The 16,087-nt window shown below is 74.0% G+C and carries 13 protein-coding genes; 4 read left to right on the forward strand and 9 right to left on the reverse strand.

The genetic code is table 11. The features are described from left to right. Positions 1 to 55 precede the first annotated feature (55 nt). The gene (locus AB0L25_RS34270; RefSeq protein WP_500176917.1) at positions 56 to 1,300 is read right to left on the reverse strand and encodes an ABC transporter ATP-binding protein; all 1,245 of its coding nucleotides are present in this window, start codon (positions 1,298 to 1,300) and stop codon (positions 56 to 58) included. A 153-nt stretch (positions 1,301 to 1,453) separates the two neighbouring features. Between AB0L25_RS34270 and AB0L25_RS34275 the strand changes: the two genes are divergently transcribed. Together AB0L25_RS34275 and AB0L25_RS34280 are read left to right on the forward strand one after the other, a co-directional pair. After that, positions 1,454 to 2,479 carry a LacI family DNA-binding transcriptional regulator gene (locus AB0L25_RS34275; protein WP_500176918.1) on the forward strand — a complete coding sequence of 342 codons (1,026 nt, stop codon included), beginning with the start codon at positions 1,454 to 1,456 and terminating at the stop codon, positions 2,477 to 2,479. Positions 2,480 to 2,571: 92 nt separating this feature from the next. Then, positions 2,572 to 3,039: an Lrp/AsnC family transcriptional regulator gene (locus AB0L25_RS34280; RefSeq protein WP_500176919.1), complete on the forward strand. Its 468-nt coding sequence runs from the start codon at positions 2,572 to 2,574 to the stop codon at positions 3,037 to 3,039. 18 nt (positions 3,040 to 3,057) lie between these two features. Here the strand turns inward: AB0L25_RS34280 and AB0L25_RS34285 are convergent, their stop codons facing one another. The 8 genes from AB0L25_RS34285 to AB0L25_RS34320 all read right to left on the reverse strand — a co-directional run bounded on the left by AB0L25_RS34285 (position 3,058) and on the right by AB0L25_RS34320 (position 13,462). Next, positions 3,058 to 3,996, reverse strand: coding sequence for a TIGR03619 family F420-dependent LLM class oxidoreductase (locus AB0L25_RS34285; RefSeq protein ID WP_500176920.1), 939 nt, complete (start codon positions 3,994 to 3,996; stop codon positions 3,058 to 3,060). 133 nt (positions 3,997 to 4,129) lie between these two features. Continuing rightward, positions 4,130 to 5,215, reverse strand: a complete 1,086-nt coding sequence (locus AB0L25_RS34290; protein WP_500176921.1) for a PLP-dependent cysteine synthase family protein — start codon at positions 5,213 to 5,215, stop codon at positions 4,130 to 4,132. Positions 5,216 to 5,246: 31 nt separating this feature from the next. Beyond that, positions 5,247 to 5,786, reverse strand: coding sequence for an FHA domain-containing protein (locus AB0L25_RS34295; protein WP_500176922.1), 540 nt, complete (start codon positions 5,784 to 5,786; stop codon positions 5,247 to 5,249). A 126-nt stretch (positions 5,787 to 5,912) separates the two neighbouring features. After that, positions 5,913 to 8,189, reverse strand: a complete 2,277-nt coding sequence (locus tag AB0L25_RS34300) for a tetratricopeptide repeat protein (RefSeq protein WP_500176923.1) — start codon at positions 8,187 to 8,189, stop codon at positions 5,913 to 5,915. Between the two features lie 97 nt (positions 8,190 to 8,286). Further along, on the reverse strand, positions 8,287 to 9,528 hold the full coding sequence (locus AB0L25_RS34305) for an acyl-CoA dehydrogenase family protein (RefSeq protein ID WP_500176924.1): 1,242 nt from the start codon (positions 9,526 to 9,528) through the stop codon (positions 8,287 to 8,289). Positions 9,529 to 9,610: 82 nt separating this feature from the next. Further along, complete coding sequence (locus tag AB0L25_RS34310; RefSeq protein ID WP_500176925.1) at positions 9,611 to 10,681, reverse strand: DUF3616 domain-containing protein; 1,071 nt, start codon at positions 10,679 to 10,681, stop codon at positions 9,611 to 9,613. Then, positions 10,678 to 11,952, reverse strand: coding sequence for a cytochrome P450 (locus tag AB0L25_RS34315; protein ID WP_500176926.1), 1,275 nt, complete (start codon positions 11,950 to 11,952; stop codon positions 10,678 to 10,680). The genes AB0L25_RS34310 and AB0L25_RS34315 overlap by 4 nt, the downstream gene beginning before the upstream one ends. Before the next feature lie 88 nt (positions 11,953 to 12,040). Then, a complete protein-coding gene (locus tag AB0L25_RS34320) occupies positions 12,041 to 13,462 on the reverse strand; it encodes a KamA family radical SAM protein (RefSeq protein WP_500176927.1) in 1,422 nt (473 codons plus the stop codon). Positions 13,463 to 13,595: 133 nt separating this feature from the next. Between AB0L25_RS34320 and kdd the strand changes: the two genes are divergently transcribed. Both kdd and AB0L25_RS34330 read left to right on the forward strand, forming a co-directional pair. Beyond that, on the forward strand, positions 13,596 to 14,702 hold the full coding sequence (kdd, locus tag AB0L25_RS34325; RefSeq protein WP_500176928.1) for an L-erythro-3,5-diaminohexanoate dehydrogenase: 1,107 nt from the start codon (positions 13,596 to 13,598) through the stop codon (positions 14,700 to 14,702). 56 nt (positions 14,703 to 14,758) lie between these two features. Then, positions 14,759 to 16,087, forward strand: a complete 1,329-nt coding sequence (locus AB0L25_RS34330) for a DUF2252 domain-containing protein (protein ID WP_500176929.1) — start codon at positions 14,759 to 14,761, stop codon at positions 16,085 to 16,087.

The following is a 16,087-nucleotide window of genomic DNA, read 5'->3' on the forward strand; positions in this document are numbered from 1 at the left end:
CCGGGGCCGCGGGCATCGTCCGTTCCGGCGGGCTCTCCCGCCCGGGCGCGATCCGTCAGGCGTCGGCCTTGGTGACCGACGGGGCGCCCGGCTTGCGGTCGGGGTGGCCGATGGCCAGGCCGCTGGCGGGGTCGAAGAAGTGCAGGCGGCCGGTGTCGACGGCCAGGTCGACGTGCTGGCCGGGCCGGACCTGCGAGCGCGAGTTGACGCGGGCCGTCCAGAGCGCCTTGTTCTCGGCGAGCGGGATCGCCATGTCCTCCTCGCCCTCGGACTCGTCGCGGGCGAGGTCGGCGGTGTCCTTGTGCTCGACCGGCGGGGCGTCGATGGTGAAGATGACGTTGATCTCGCTGCCCAGTTCCTCGGTGACGGTGCTGCGCACCGACATCGGCGCCCACTCGGGCTTGGCGTGCGCGGCGTCCTCGAAGTCCGACGGGCGGATGCCGAGGACGACCTGCTTGCCGAGGTAGTCGCGCAGGCCGGGCTTGGCGTCCAGCGTCGCGTCCGGCACGGGCAGCGTGTAGCCGGCGAACGAGACGTGCGCGCCGCCGTCGCCGCGGGCGAGGTCGGCGGTGACGAAGTTCATCGCGGGCGACCCGATGAACCCGGCGACGAACAGGTTGACGGGGTTCTCGAACAGCCGCTGCGGGGTGTCGACCTGCTGCAGGACGCCCTCGCGCAGGACGCACACGCGGGTGCCGAGCGTCATCGCCTCGATCTGGTCGTGGGTGACGTAGACGGTGGTGACGCCGAGCCGCTCGTGGAGCTGGCTGAGCGACGCCCGCATCGACACGCGCAGCTTGGCGTCGAGGTTCGACAGCGGCTCGTCCATCAGGAACGCCTGCGGCTGCCGGACGATCGCGCGGCCCATCGCGACGCGCTGCCGCTGGCCGCCCGACAGCGCGGCCGGCTTGCGGGACAGGAACTGCTCGAGGCCGAGCATCTTGGCGGCCTCCTGCACCTTCTGCTTGATCTCCGACTTGGGGGTGCCGCGCAGCTTCAGGCCGAACGCGAGGTTCTGCTCGACGGTCATGTGCGGGTAGAGCGCGTAGTTCTGGAAGACCATCGCGATGTCGCGGTCCTTGGGGGCGAGGTCGTTGACGACCTGGTCGCCGATGGAGATCTTCCCGCCGCTGATCTCCTCCAGCCCGGCGATCATCCGCAGCGCGGTCGACTTGCCGCAGCCGGACGGGCCGACCAGCACCATGAACTCGCCGTCGCCGATCTCCAGGTTCAGGCCGTCCACGGCCTTGACGCCGCCGGAGTACACCTTGTCGACCTGGTCCAGCGTGATCTTCGCCATCGGATCCCTCGCGCTCCTTGTGGAAACGTTTCCTCAGTACCCTGCCGAGCAGGGCTTTTGCTGCGTTGTGTGGAGTAAACATCATGGAACCGTTTCCAGGGGAGAGTCCGTTATGAGAAGATGATCGAAAACCTCCCGGGGGAAGGACGGCCGATGGCGGAGCGGCGATCGGCGACCATCAAGGACGTGGCGGCCGCGGCCGGCGTCGGCATCGCCACGGTGTCGCGCGTGTTCTCGGGGACCGGCGCGGTCGCCGACGCCACCCGCGAGCGCGTGCTGGCCGCCGCCCGCGAGCTGGACTACCGGCCGAGCGCCCTCGGCCGCGGCCTGAAGCTGCGGCGCTCCGGCGGGATCGGGCTGATCGTCCCGGACGTGACCGACCCGTTCTGCGCCGAGCTGGTCGCGGGCGTGCTGGCGTGCGCGCGGACGCTCGGCGGGCACGTCATCGTGGACGCCGCGCACGGCGACGCCGAGCGCGAGGCCGAGATCGTCGACCGGTTCGTCGAGCAGCGCGTCGACGGGATCATCGCGTGCCCGGCGGGGGAGACCGCCGACTGGCGCGCCGCCGCCCGGGTGTGCTCGAGCGTCGTGTTCGCCGACCGGGTGCTGCCGGGCCTCGCCGAGATCCCCACCGTGCTCGCCGACGACGCGGGCGGCGTCCGGTCCCTCGCGGAGTACCTCGTCGGGCTGGGGCACCGGCGGATCGCGTTCCTCGGCGCCGCCGCGCCCGGCGGCGAGCCGGGCGTGCGGGAGCGGGCGTTCCGCGACACCCTCGCCCGGCTCGGCGTCCCCGCCGAGGAGGACCTGGTCGTGGCGGCCCGCCCCGCCCGCGACGCCGCCTACGCGGCCGCCGCCGGGCTGCTGCAGCGCCGCGCCGACGTCACCGCCGTCGTCGCCGCCGAGCACCTGCTCGGCGAGGCGGCGGTGCTGGTGGCGCGCGAGCTGGACCTGCGGGTGCCCGCGGACGTGTCGATCGCGATGGTGGACGACGTCCCGTGGGCGGAGCTGTGCGACCCGCCGCTGACCGCCGTCGCCCGGCCCGGCCGCGACATCGGGTACCGGGCGTGCGAGCTGCTGCTGCGCGAGCCCGCGCGGCGCGGCCGCGGCGGGCCGGTCCGGCTGCCGACCGAGCTCGTCGTGCGCGGGTCCTGCGGGGCGCTGCGCTCCGGGCGCCGGTGATCTGCCCGGAATGTCGCGCGATTCCGCGGGATGGCGCCGATCTGTGATCTGTGGCGGCTCGCGCGGTCCCGCGGGCGCGCTAGATTCCCCTCGTGGAGGAGATCGATCGCCAGATCCTGGGGCTGCTGGCCGACGACGGGCGGATGAGCTTCACCGACCTGGCCAAGGAGACGGGCTTGTCGGTGTCGGCCGTGCACCAGCGCGTGCGGCGGCTGCAGAAGCGCGGGATCGTCCAGGGGTTCACCGCCCGGCTCGACCACGCGCGGATCGGGCTGCCGCTCACCGCGTTCGTGTCGATCAAGCCGATCGATCCGGCGGCGCCCGACGACGCGCCCGACCGGCTGGCGCATCTCACCGCGATCGAGGCGTGCCACTCGGTGGCCGGGGACGAGAGCTACATCCTGAAGGTGCGCGTCGGGTCGCCGAACGAGCTGGAGGACCTGCTGCAGCGGATCCGGGCGGCGGCGAACGTCGCCACCCGGACCACCGTCGTCCTCAGCACCCCGTGGGAGGGCCGCCCGCCGCGGCCCGACGGCACGGCGGACGGCTCCGAGCTCTGAACGTGCGGCCCGGCGGGGTCAGCGCGGGGCGAGCGCCTCGAGCGCCTCGCGGGCGATGTACATCGAGTCCCACGGGTCGGCGTCGGGACCGGTGAGCCGCGGGTCGAAGTTCAGGTCGAGGAACAGCTCGGTGACGCCCTGCTCGGCGAGCGCGTCGAAGTCGCCGACGATCTGGTCGTAGGTGCCGGTCAGCGGCCGCCGGTCGGCGCCGGTGCCGATGTCGGAGGCGTCGTCGCCCTCCTCGCGGATCCGCACCGCGCCGCGGCAGACGAACCGCAGCGCGGCGGCGTCCCGGCCGGCCTTCTCGGCCGCCTCGCGGACGATGTCGATCGAGCGTCCGATGTCGGCCAGCTTCGCGCGGCTGGAGCTGACCCACCCGGCGGCGAGCCGCCCGGCGCGGCGCAGCGCCGGTTCCGACGCGCCGCCCAGCAGGATCGGCGGCTCGGGGTCCTGCAGCGGCCGCGGGTCCATGGTGACCGGCGGGATGTCGTAGAACTCCCCGTGGTACTCGCTGACCTCCCCGGGCTCGCCCGTCCAGAAGGCGCGCAGCGCCGCGAGGAACTCCTCGGCGCGGGCGCCGCGGCGCTCCATGGACGCGCCGACGGCGGCGAACTCCTCGGGCATCCAGCCGAGCCCGAGCCCGAGGTCCAGGCGCCCGCCGGTGACGTGGTCGAGCGTGATCGCCTGCTTGGCGAGCAGGGCGGGGGAGTAGAACGGCAGGTTGACCACGGCGACGCCGAGCCGCACCCGCGCGGTGTACCCGGCGAGGTAGGCCAGCGTGATCAGCGGGTCGGGGACGTTGCGGTACGTCTGGTCCGCGGAACCGGCCGGGTTGACCACGCGCTGCAGCGTCCACAGGGAGTCGTAGCCGAGTTCCTCGGCCCGCTGCGCGATCAGCACCTGGTTGGCCGGGGTCGACCACGCCCCCGCCACCGGTACGGCGAACCCGATCTGCACGGCTGTCCTCCTCCTCGTCGCGCCCGGCCCCGACCGGCCGGACCTTACTTTGTCAAGGCGCCCGCCCCGCTCAGGACCGGCCAAAGCGCCGAATCTACCGGATCCGGCTCGCGCCTCCGCTCACCCCCGCGCGTCACCCGCTCATGGCGGGCGGCTCCCACGGCCCGCCGCGCAGGAACCGGTCGATCGCCGCCGCGTGCGGCGCCGGATCCAGGCCCTTGCGTGCCGCCCAACCGTCGTCGTGGTAGGTGGCCAGATGCCGGTCGCCGGCGTCGCCGATGATCGCGACCACGCCGCCGCGCGCGCCCGCGTCCCGCATCCGCGACACCAGGTGCAGCGCGCCCCACAGGCACGTGCCCGTGGAGCCGCCCACCGGCAGCCCGGTCGCGGCCCGCACCGCCCGCGCGGCCGCGACGCTCCCCGCGTCCGGGACCGGGATCATCAGGTCGATCAGGGACGGCAGGAACCCCGGCTCCATCCGGGGACGGCCGATGCCCTCGATGCGGGACGGCATCCCGGTGGCGTAGTCCGCGGCGCCCGACGCCCATCCGGGGAAGTACGCGGAGTTCTCCGGATCGACCACCGCGAGCCGCGTCGGCAGCCCGTGCTCGCGGACGTGCCGCCCCAGCGACGCCGCCGTCGCGCCCGTCCCGGCCCCGGCGACCACCCAGTCCGGCCGTCCCGCCTGCGCGAACAGTTCGCCGGCCAGGTCGTCGCCGCGGTGGTCCAGCGCCCGCTCGGCCCAGCCGAACTGGTCGAGGAAGCAGCCGCCGGAGTCGGCCGCGAGCCGCCGCGCCTCGTCGTAGATCGCGAGCGGGGGAGTGACGAACCGGACGTCGCCGCCCAGCTCCCGGACGGGCGCCGCGCGGCGCTCGTCCGGTTCGCCCGGCATCACCGCGGTGTACGGCAGCCCGAGCAGCCGCGCCGTGTACGCCTGCGCGACGGCAGCGCCGCCGCCGGTGGCCTCCACGACCGGGGTGCCCTCGACGATCCGGCCGCAGGCGATCGCGTGCCGGAACAGCGCGCGCGCCGCCCGTTGCTTGAGGGTCCGGGTGGGGTGCGCGGACTCGTCCTTCAGCAGGAGGGACACGCCCCAGCCGTCCGGCAGCGGGAAGGGGATCAGCGGGGTGGGCTCGGCGCGCGCGGCGTCGTCGGTCAGGGCCCGGATCGAGCGGGCGGCCCAGGCGCGGGCGTCGTCGAGGTCGGCCATACCGGGCATCCAACCAGATCCGGGTCCGCGGCGGCCGGGGTCAGGTGGCGGAGACGATGAAGCTGGAATCGCCGAAGCCGACCTCGTCGCCCGGCCGCACCCGGGCCGGTCCGGTCAGCCGCCACCCGTTGACCCGGGTGCCGTTCATCGACCCCAGGTCCGTGATCATCCAGGTGTCGCCGGTGCGGTAGATCTCGGCGTGGAAGCGGGAGACGGTCAGGTCGCTCAGCACGAACTGGCAGGCGGGGGCGCGCCCCACCACGATGCGCGACGGCCCGCCGGACGGCAGCGCGAACCGGGGCAGCCGCGGCGCCCGCCACGCCGCCTCGATGCGCGCGGTCGCCTGCGAGAACGACGACACCAGCCCGGTGAGGCGGCCGACCACCCGGCCGGGCGGCGGCAGGTCGTGGACGATCTCGTCCAGTTCGGCGCGGCTGCGGGCCTGCAGCGCCATGTCGACGCGCCGCTCGAACGTCTCGTGCGAGATGCGGCCCTCGGCCACGCGGTCGCTGAGGACGCGCAGCACCCGGTCGCGCTCGCCGTCGGACGCCCGCACCGGGTATGAGGGCCCACCGTCCATGTTCGTGAGTATCCAGTTCCCGTCGTCGGCTGTCCAGAAAAGATCTTCTGGAGGGCGGGCGATCGCCCGCACCCGCCCTCCACCTCTTCGATGGCGGAGCTTCCCTGAAAGTTCGCCCGGAACCGGTCAGTTCCGCGGCAGCCGGGCGAGCAGCTCGCGGGCCTTCCCGGCGAACGCCGGGTCGCCCGTTGCGGCGGCCCGCTCGAGGTGCTGCGCCGCGCGGGCGGCGTCGCCGTCCGCGGCGGCCATCTCGCCGAGCCGGCAGCACGCCTCGGCGACCAGGTCGGGCAGGTCGGTGACCTCCAGCATCCGCTCGTACCAGCGGCGCGCGGCGTCCCGGTCGCCCATCCAGTAGTGCAGCTCGCCGAGGTGGCCCGTCGCGAGCGGCGCGTGCCGGTCGTCGGCGGCGAGGGCCCGCTCGTACCAGCGCAGCGCCTCGCCGACGTCCCGGGCCTGCTTCGCCGGGGCGGCGAGCAGCATGGCCGCGTAGCCCTCGGTCTTCGGGTCGCCGGCGTCGACGGCCGCCAACAGGTGGGGCCGCGCCGCGTCGTAGTCGCCCCGCTCGGCGGCGACCCAGCCGAGGCCCAGCAGCGTCCACGGGTCGTCGGGCCGGAGGTCCAGGCAGACGCGGTAGGCGGCCTCGGCCTCGTCGAGGTCGCCGCCGGCGCCGCGGGTGCGGGTCATGTCCGCCAGGCGGACGGCGGCGGCGTGCCGCAGGCCGGCGGGCGCGCGGTCGCCGAGTTCCGCGGCGCGGCGGTGGGCGGCGCGGGCCGCGTCCACCGCCCCGTCGAGGTCGTCCCGCCCGTACAGCAGGTGCGAGAGGGAGACGCCGTCGGACACGGCGGCGGGGCCGGTGCCGTGCTCCAGTGCCCGGCGGTACGCCTCGGCGACGGCGGGGACCGGCGGGGTGGCCCAGTCCGCGAGCCTCTTCGCGGTCGCCCGCCAGGCGCGCGCCCGGCGTTCCGGGTCGTCCTCGCGGTCGGCGAGCAGGCCGGTGAGGAACACGATGTCGTCGGGGACGTAGCTCCGGTCGAGGCCCTCGCGCAGCACCTCCTCGGACGGCTCGCCCGCCTCGGGTGCGGTGAGCGGGTCGCCGGGTGCGAAGAGATGGACGGCGCCGCCGTACCCGTGGCGGCTCTGGATGAGCGACGCGGCGAGGACGCTCCCGTCCGGCGACCAGGCCAGGGTGGACACGTAGTGGTGGTCCTTCGGGCGGCAGCGCATGAGCGGGCGGCCGTCCTCGGCGCTCCACAGGCCGATGGCCTCGGGGTCGCCGGGGGTATCGCTGGCCGTGCCCGCGAGGTAGGCGCCGTCCGGCCGGACGACCGCGCCGGCCCCGACACCGGGGAGGCTGGCGAGGAGCCGCCCGTCGGACGGGTCGAGCACGTGCACGTCCGCTCCGCCGCCGACGAACATGCGGGTCTCGTCGGCGGTGAAGGACGCGCCGGCGGCGTACCGGCCGGGGACCGGCGCCCGCCGCGCGGTGCTCCCGTCGGCGGCCGCGAAGCGGATGTGCCCGTCGCCGTAGTCGACGCGGTACCGCCCGGACCGCGAGCGCGCCTCGCCGGGCTGTTCCGGGACGTCGACCAGCGCGCCTCCGTCCACGTCGTACGCCCGCGTCGGCGGGGCGGCCGACCGTTCGAGCACGCGCCCGGTCAGCAGGTGCGTCCCCGGCACCCATTGGACGTCCTGGCCCCACGGCACGCGGCCGTCGTGGGGGAGGCGGGCGTGCTCGCTCCAGTCCGCGGTGCGGTACACGACCAGCTCGCAGGCCTGGCTGGTGACCGCGAGGTACGCTCCGTCGTCGGAGAACGCGAGGTCGGAGGGCGTGGCGTCGTCGGTGTCCGCGCCGGGGAACGGGTCCAGGACGCGGGCCGCCTCCCGCAGGTCGACGACCGCGGGGGCCCCGGGGTCGGTGACGAGGTCGGCGTCGGACACGTAGTTGGTCGTGCCCCAGGAGTGCCCCGCCTCGAGCTGCTCCAGCCAGGCGGCGTCGGCGACGTGGACGTCGTAGTCGGCCTGGACGAGCCCGTCCTCGTTCGTCCAGCCGCCGTCGCGCTCGTAGTAGAAGTCGTGCAGGCCGTCCCAGCCGTCGTCGCCGACCGGGTGGTTGCGGACGGCGACGCGGTCGACGCGGCGCACGTACCGGTGGGCGTTGGCGTTCACCCACTCCGGTTCGAGGAAGTCGTCCAGCGGGACGGCCTGCAGCGCGTCCCACCGGACGATCGGCAGGTCGTGCGCCGCCTCCCACAGCAGGCGGAAGAAGAACCCGACGTCGTCGCCGGGCAGGGGCGCGTGGTCCTTGTACGCGACGTCGTAGTACACGACGAACACGCGGAACCGGACGCGGGCCTCGCCGGGGACGACGTCCAGGACGCGCGCGCCGTAAAGGTCGGTGGACATGGGGGCCTTTCCACGGGGACTGTCGGGCGCCTCATGATCACAGAGGCCCCCGACAGTCCGCCGCGGAACGGCCGGAACGGCCGGAACGGCCGGGACGTCAGCGCGACAGCAGGTCGCGGGCGATGTGCGTCACCTGGATCTCGTCGGTGCCGGCGTAGATCTGGAACGACTTGGCGTCGCGGGCGAGCTGCTCGACCCGGTACTCGCTCATGTAGCCGTTGCCGCCGAACAGCTGGACGGCCTCCTGCGCGACCTCGCTCGCGGCCTGCGCGGCGTACAGCTTCATCGCGGACGCCTCGGCGAGGGTGGGGGCGCGGCCCGCGCGCTGCATCTCGATGTGCCGGAAGACGAGGTTCTGCACGTTGAGGCGCGCGACCTCCATCTTGGCGAGCTTGAGCTGGATGAGCTGGAAGTCGCCGATCCGCTGCCCCCACAGCTCGCGGGTCTTGGCGTACTCGACCGACAGCTTCAGGCACTCCTCGATGACGCCGAGGGCCATCGCGGCGACGCCGGCGCGCTCGGTCACGAAGTTCTGCTTGGCCGACTCCTTGCCGCCGCCCTTGCCGGACGACAGCAGCCGGTCGGCGCCCGCGCGGACGTCGTTGAGGAACAGCTCGCCGGTGGGGGAGGAGTGCAGGCCCATCTTGCGCAGCGGCTTGCTCTGCTCCAGGCCGTCCATGCCGGTGTCGAGGACGAACGTGAGGATCTCGCGGTCGCGGGGCTCGACGCCGTCCTCGTCGAGCTTGCAGTAGAAGACGATCGTGTCGGCGTACGGGCCGTTGGTGATGAACGTCTTGCTGCCGTTGAGGACGTACTCGTCGCCGACCTTGCGGGCGGTGGCCTGCATGCCGCCGAAGGCGTCCGAGCCGGAGTTGGGCTCGGTGATCGCCCACGCCCCGACCTTCTCCATGGTGAGCAGGTCGAGGGCCCAGCGCTCCTTCTGCTCGACCGTCCCGCGCTTCATGATCGTCCCGGCGGCGAGGCCGAGGCCGACGCCCATCGCCGAGACCAGGCCCGGGGCGACCTTGCAGAGCTCGATGATCGGGATCATGCTCATCGCCGCGTTGCCGCCGCGGCCGGTCCCCGCGTCGTCGCCGTCGCCGTCGTCGTCGGAGGCGTCCGTCCCGCCTGCCGCGGCCGCGCGCTCCTTCTCCATCCGGGCCTTGAACGACGAGCGCGCCAGCTCGTCCATGCCGAACGTCTTGTAGAGGCCGCGGATGATGTCGTACGGCGGCAGTTCGCCCGACTCCAGCGCGTCCAGGTTGGGACGGACCTCCGCGTCGATCCAGTCGCGGACCGCGTCCCGGATCATCAGGTCTTCGTCGGACCACTCGATCATGCTCGCCTCGTTCTTTCCGGCCGGTAGGGGTCTTGCGACCATGAAAGCAGACGGCAAAAGCTAGCGCTTACTTGGCGGCGGGTCAGGGTAGGTGGACGACGTCGGCGACCACGCCGCCGGCGGCGGTGAGGCGATCGGGGGACGGGCTGTCGTAGACGACCAGGAGCCGCAGGCCCGGCCCGGGCTCGTCCAGGACGGCGATGCCCTCGGCGTGGTCGTCGCCGTCGCCGTACGGCAGGTCGCCGAGCACCTCCAGGTCGTCGGCGTGGACGATCTCCGGGGCGTCGGCGGTCGCCGCGCCGCGCCACCGCACCACCCGCACCGGGCCGTCCAGGTCCATGCTGGGGCCGGTGAGGATCAGCAGGTCGTCGCCGTGCGGGCACAGGTCGCGGACGCCGAGGCCGCCGAGGTCGAGGAAGTGGGTGCGGTACGGGGCGTCGCCGTCGACCGGCAGCGCCCGCAGCCGCCGCGGGTCGTCGGGGTCGGGGCCGGGCCGGATCTCCACCAGCACCGCCCAGCCGCGCAGGACCGGCCCGCGCAGCCCGACGTAGAGCCGGTCGCCGTGCACCGCGACGCCCTCGATGTCGACGCCGTTGTCCTTGCCGGGCAGGTGCAGGAAGGGCGCCAGGTGCGGGTCCTCCGCCAGCAGGTCGGTGATCGAGTCGCCGTTCAGCCCGAGCACCGCGGCGGTGCGGTCGCCGTCCTCGCGCACCGCGCGGGGCAGCCCGTCCTCCCCGGTGACCAGCGGGATCCGCGCCAGGATGAAGCGGTTGTCCTCCCGCAGGACCGTCGCGAGCCGCTTGCGCGACTTCGCCGCCGACTGGCCCGGCTTGATCTTCTTGCGCTTGAGGCTGTGCGACCCGATCGCCCACAGCCACCCGTCCGCCCGGCCGAGCCCCTCGATGTCGGCCTCCTCGTCCGGGCCGGCGGGCAGCGGGACCAGGTCGGCGAGCGGGACGGTGACGTGCCCCTCGTACCCGGTGACGCGGCCGTCCGGCCCGGTCACGGCGGTGAGGCGCTCGACGGTGGCCGTCTCGTCGCCCGCCGCCCACAGGCAGGGGCCGTCCTGGCGGATCGCGGACAGGTTGGTGTGGGTCTCCGCCTCCCGGCTCTGCTGCCCGAAGCGGAGTTCGACCCGGCGTTCTACGATCATCTGCCCGATGGTGCCATATCGGGCCGGTCGTCCGGCCCCCGCGGCGGCGTGATCACCTGCGCGGACGCGTCCCAGCGGACGTCCAGGCGGTCCGGCTTGCGGAACACCAGCCCCCGCGGCCGCGCGGGCCGCCCGGGGTCGAGCCGGACGCCGGGGAACCGGTCGAGCACCGCGCCGAGGGCGGCGCGGGCCTCCATCCGGGCGAGGGTGGCGCCGAAGCAGAAGTGCGGGCCGTGCGCGAACGCGAGGTGCTCGGCGGCGTCGGGCCGGTACGGGTCGAAGCGGCCGGGATCGGCGAACACGGCCGGGTCGCGGTTGGCCCCGGTGATCGACACCCGCACCAGGTCGCCCGCCCGTACCGGCGCCCCGCCGAGGTCGGCGTCGCGGACCGCGTAGCGGTCGACGACGGCGGCGGGCGGCTCCAGGCGCAGCGATTCCTCGATCACGGCGGGCAGCAGGCCCCGGTCGTCCCGGGCGGCCGCCGCCAGTGCGGGGTCGGAGAGCAGGTGCAGCGCTGCGTTGGAGATCAGCCCCTCGGTCGTGTCGATGCCGCCGAACATCAGCACGGCCGCGTTCGCCACCACCTCCGCGGCGTCCAGCCCGGCCCGCCCCGCGTCGCCGCGCGCGGCCTCGGCGGGCAGGGAACCGGGGCGGGCCATCGCCGCCGCGACCGCCTCCCGCAGCGCCGCGTACGCCGCACCGGAACGTTCCAGCGCCGCGCCCTCGTCCGCGCCGCCCTCGGGGGCGCCCGTCAGCGCCGACACCGCGTCGACGAACGTCCCGTACCAGGATCGGACGGTCGCGGCGTCGACCTCGGGCAGGTCGAGGGCCTCGGCGACCACCGCGACGGCCAGCGGTCCCGCCAGGTCGCCGCGCAGCTCCGCCCGTCCCGCCGGGGCGAGCGCGCCCGCGAGCCGGCCGGCCTCAGCCTCGACGAACGCGGCGAAACGCTCCCGGGTCCGCGCGGGCCGGAACGGGCGGGCGAACGGGTCGCGGTGGCGGGCGTGGGCGGGGCCGTCCAGCGACAGCATGCTGGGCCCGACGACGCGGGCGGTGGAGAAGCGCGGGTCGTCGACGGTGAACGCGGCGGCGTCCCGCATGACCCGGACGGCCAGGGCGTGCGAGGTCACGAGCCAGCCGCCGAGCGCGGGGAGCCAGGACACCGGCTCGGCGGCGCGCAGCCGGGCGAGGTGCGGATGCGGGTCGTCCTCGAGGTCGGCGACCGTCACCGCCGCGCCGACGGGGAACCGGGCCGGAAGATCGCGGGCCATGCGCCCGAGGATAGGCCGCCCGCTAATGATCTACAACGTAAAGGCCTCGGGCGGGTTCAATCACCTCATTGCACATTTTTACACCGCGTCATGCCACGGCCTGCTCCCGCCACCAGCGACGGCCCTCCTCCGGGAGGGTATAGATCGGGTCGTGGTACTCGTATCGCCTGGTCAGAGCATCGGGATCGGAAGCTTCGAGCCCGGTCCGGTAGTTCTTGGTCCAGTAGGAGATGCCGCGCTCGCGGTCGTAGTCGGCGAGCTGGTGCACCCACCGCTTGCCGACGTAGGGGACGTCGCAGACGATGCGGGGGGTCGCGAACCCGGGCAGGTAGCCCATGATCGCGTGCTGCAGCTCCTGCGCCTCCCAGACCGCGAGCCGCCAGTGCTCGCTGCCGGGGATCATGTCGCACATGTACAGGTAGTACGGCATGATCCCGGCCTCGTCGAGCAGCGCGAACGACAGGTCGAGCAGCGCGTCGGGGGAGTCGTTGACGCCGCGCAGCAGGACGCCCTGGTTGCGGACGTCGCGGATGCCGGTGTCGAGCATCGCGCGGGCGGCGCGCGCGACGAGCGGCGTCACCGACCGGGCGGCGTTGACGTGGGTGTGGATCGCGATCTGCGCGCCGCGCTCGCGGGCCTTGGTGGCCAGCCGTTCCATGCCGGCGCGGACCTCGTCCTGCAGCCAGTGCTGGGGGAGGCCCATGAGCGCCTTGCTGGCGAGGCGGATGTCGCGGATGTTGTCGATGCCGAGCAGGGCGTCGACGAACGCTTCGAGCCGGGGCCAGGGGAGGTTGGCGACGTCGCCGCCGGAGACGACGACGTCGCGGACGCCGGGGGAGCGGCGCAGGTAGTCGAGCATGGCCTCGTGGCGGTCCGGGGGGCGGATCGTGAACTTGTGCTTGTCGACGTTGGGGGTGGAGTTGCCGACGAGGTCCATGCGGGTGCAGTGGCCGCAGTACTGGGGGCAGGTCGGCAGCAGTTCGGCGAGGACCTTCGTGGGGTAGCGGTGGGTGAGGCCCTCGACGGCCCACATCTCGGCCTCGTGGAGGGAGTCGCGGGCGGCGTGCGGGTGGGACGGCCAGTCGGTGCGGCGGTCGGAGAACACCGGGAGCATGTAGCGGCGGACGGGGTCGGCGCGGAACGCGGCGGTGGAGGAGACGTCCATGGTGTTGAGCATCTGCGGGGGCAGCAGCATCGACATCGTGGCGCGTTCGGCCTGGTCGCGCTCGAGGTCGGCGTAGAAGGAGTCGTCGAGCAGGTCGCCCATGACCGCGCGGAGCTGGCGGAGGTTCTTGACGCAGTGGGCGCGCTGCCATTGGGCCGATTCCCATTCGGCGGTGGTGACGTCGCGCCAGCCGGGGATGCGCCGCCAGTCGGGTTCCTCCAGGGGGCGGCGCCGGTACCGGTAGGGCTGGTCGGCCGGCCGTCCGGGCGCCTGCTCCGCGGTGGTGTCCGCGGTCTGCGCGTTCCGGGCGCCGGCGCCGGTGTCCGGATGCAGGGCAGTGGTCATCGTCGACCCCTCCTCGCTTCACGTGATCGCACAAAAATCTTGTGTAGGGCCGACATTACGGGAAGACTTTCGATCAAACCAGGTGCCCTCGGTATATCTTCCATGGGCTGTCGGTGACCGAAGGGGAGGCGCAATGACCCAGGGGACGGCCGCGGAGCGCGCCGGCGGGACGGGCGGCGGGACGGGCGGCGGGACGGAGATCGGGCTGCACCGGGTGCTGGAGCCGGCGGGGGTGCTGCCGCAGGCGGCGCACCGGCTGGACCCCGACCCGCGGATCCGCCCGGACGAGGTGCGGGTCGCGGTCGAGCGGCTGAACCTGGACGCGGCGTCCTTCCGGCAGCTGCGCACCGCGCACGGCGGGGACCCGGACGCCGTCCGCGCCGAGGTGCTGCGGATCATCGGCGAGCGCGGCAAGATGCACAATCCCGTCACCGGTTCGGGCGGGATGCTCGTCGGCGTCGTCGACGAGGCCGGGCCGGAGTCGCCGCTCGGCCTGGAGCCGGGCGACCGCGTCGCGACGCTGGTGTCGCTCACGCTGACGCCGCTCGCCGTCACTGACGGGCTCGCCGGGTGGGACGGGCGTTCCGAGCAGGTGCCCGCGCGCGGTCACGCGATCCTGTTCGCGCGGTCGATCGCCGCCGTGCTGCCGGGCGACGTGCCCGTCCCGCTGGCGCTGTCGGTGATGGACGTGTGCGGCGCGCCGGCGCTGACCCGGCGCGTGGTGGAGGCGCGGGCGGCGTCCGGGGCGGCGCCGGTGGTGGCGGTGCTGGGCGCGGCGGGCAAGAGCGGGTGCCTGTCGCTGGCGGCGGCGCGGCGCGCCGGGGCGTCCCGGACGGTGGGGCTGGTGCCGTCGGCGGAGGAGGGCGCGCGGCTGGCGGCGTCGGGGCTGGCGGACGCCGTGGTGCGGGCGGACGCGCGGGATCCGGTGGCGGTGTCGCGGGCGGTGGCGGAGGCCGCCGGGGGGCCCGCGGACGTGACGGTGGTGTGCGTGGACGTGCCGGGGTGCGAGCACGGCGCGATCCTGGCGACCGCGCAGGGCGGGACGGTGGTGTTCTTCTCGATGGCGACGTCGTTCCCGGCGGCGGCGCTGGGCGCGGAGGGGCTGGCGGCGGACGTGACGATGCTGATCGGGAACGGATACGTGCCGGGGCACGCCCAATACGCGCTGGACCTCCTGCGCGCCGAGCCGGGGGTTCGCGCGTTGTTCACCGCCCGCACGGGGGCGGACCCGGCACAATGACCGGGTACGTCCCGGCAGCGGCGGGGAGTCACCCGATCATCTGAGGAGAGAGCCCGATGGCGAGCATCACCGAGGACCTGCGCGGTCGCGACCCGAAGGAGCGGCAGGCGCAGATCGTGGACGTCCTGGTGGACGCGTTCTCGGACCTGATGGAGCGCAGTCCCGCCGAGTTCCGCCGCCGCTTCCGGAAGATGGCGTCCGATCCGTTCGCGTTCTACCGGGGGAGCGCCTGCCTGTTCTACGCCGACATCGTCGACGACGACGACCCGTGGGCGGACGAGCGGACGGCGCGGGTGTGGATCCAGGGGGATCTGCACGCGCAGAACTTCGGTACGTACATGAACGACGACGGCGTGTTCGTGTTCGACGTCAACGACTTCGACGAGGCGTACGTCGGGCATTTCACGTGGGACGTGAAGCGGCTGGTGGCGAGCCTGGCGCTGCTGGCGTGGCAGAAGGCGATCTCCGACGCCGACATCCGGCGGCTGATCGAGGCGTACGTGCGGGCGTACGTCGACCAGGTGCGGCGGTTCGCGTCGGGCGGCGGGGACGACTTCGCGCTGACGCTCGACACGACCGACGGGTACGTGCGGGGCGTGCTGATCGACGCGCTGTCGTCCACGCGGATCGGGCTGCTGGAGGGCAAGACGGTCCTGGAGGCGCACGAGCGGCGGTTCCGGGACCGGGCCGGGGTGCGGCGGCTGGACGAGGCCGAGCGCGCGAAGGTGGAGGCGGCCTACCGGGAGTACCTGGAGACGATCCCGGCCGACAAGCGGTTCGCGAGCCTGACCTACGAGATCAAGGACATCGTGGGGGCGTCGGGGTTCGGGATCGGGTCGGCGGGGCTGTCGGCTTACAACATCCTGGTGGAGGGGCGTTCGCAGGCGCTGGAGAACGACGTGATCCTGTCGATGAAGCAGGGGAACGTGGCGGCGCCGAGCCGGGTGGTGGACGACGCGCGGATCCGGGAGTACTTCAAGCACCACGGGCACCGGACGGCGGTGTCGCGGCGGGCGCTGCAGGCCAACACCGACCCGTGGCTGGGGTACACCGAGATCGACGGGGTCGGTTTCGTGGTGCAGGAGCTGTCGCCGTACGAGGAGGACCTGGACTGGGGCGGGCTGACCGAGCCCGAGGAGATGCTGTCGGTGCTGGACGACCTGGGCCGCGCCACCGCGAAGATCCACTGCGTGTCGGACAGCGACTCCGACCACACGCTGGTGGGGTTCCAGGTGGAGGACGCGATCAGCTCGGTGATCGGGGCGGACGAGTCGGCGTTCGTCGAGGACATGGTGCGGTTCGGCATGGCGTACGCGGAGGTCGTGCGGGACGACCACCGGCTGTTCGTGGACGCGTTCCGCAACCACCAGATCCCGGGCCTGTGA

It is taken from the genome of Spirillospora sp. NPDC052242 (assembly GCF_040679555.1).
Lineage (GTDB): Bacteria > Actinomycetota > Actinomycetes > Streptosporangiales > Streptosporangiaceae > Spirillospora.

Coding starts and splice junctions, on each gene's coding strand:
- AB0L25_RS34270 (WP_500176917.1), bottom strand. CDS start 1,300: ATGGCGAAGATCACGCTGGACCAGGTCGACAAGGTGTACTCCGGCGGC.
- AB0L25_RS34275 (WP_500176918.1), top strand. CDS start 1,454: ATGGCGGAGCGGCGATCGGCGACCATCAAGGACGTGGCGGCCGCGGCC.
- AB0L25_RS34290 (WP_500176921.1), bottom strand. CDS start 5,215: ATGCCCGGTATGGCCGACCTCGACGACGCCCGCGCCTGGGCCGCCCGC.
- AB0L25_RS34295 (WP_500176922.1), bottom strand. CDS start 5,786: ATGGACGGTGGGCCCTCATACCCGGTGCGGGCGTCCGACGGCGAGCGC.
- AB0L25_RS34300 (WP_500176923.1), bottom strand. CDS start 8,189: ATGTCCACCGACCTTTACGGCGCGCGCGTCCTGGACGTCGTCCCCGGC.
- AB0L25_RS34305 (WP_500176924.1), bottom strand. CDS start 9,528: ATGATCGAGTGGTCCGACGAAGACCTGATGATCCGGGACGCGGTCCGC.
- AB0L25_RS34310 (WP_500176925.1), bottom strand. CDS start 10,681: ATGATCGTAGAACGCCGGGTCGAACTCCGCTTCGGGCAGCAGAGCCGG.
- AB0L25_RS34315 (WP_500176926.1), bottom strand. CDS start 11,952: ATGGCCCGCGATCTTCCGGCCCGGTTCCCCGTCGGCGCGGCGGTGACG.
- AB0L25_RS34320 (WP_500176927.1), bottom strand. CDS start 13,462: ATGACCACTGCCCTGCATCCGGACACCGGCGCCGGCGCCCGGAACGCG.
- kdd (WP_500176928.1), top strand. CDS start 13,596: ATGACCCAGGGGACGGCCGCGGAGCGCGCCGGCGGGACGGGCGGCGGG.
- AB0L25_RS34330 (WP_500176929.1), top strand. CDS start 14,759: ATGGCGAGCATCACCGAGGACCTGCGCGGTCGCGACCCGAAGGAGCGG.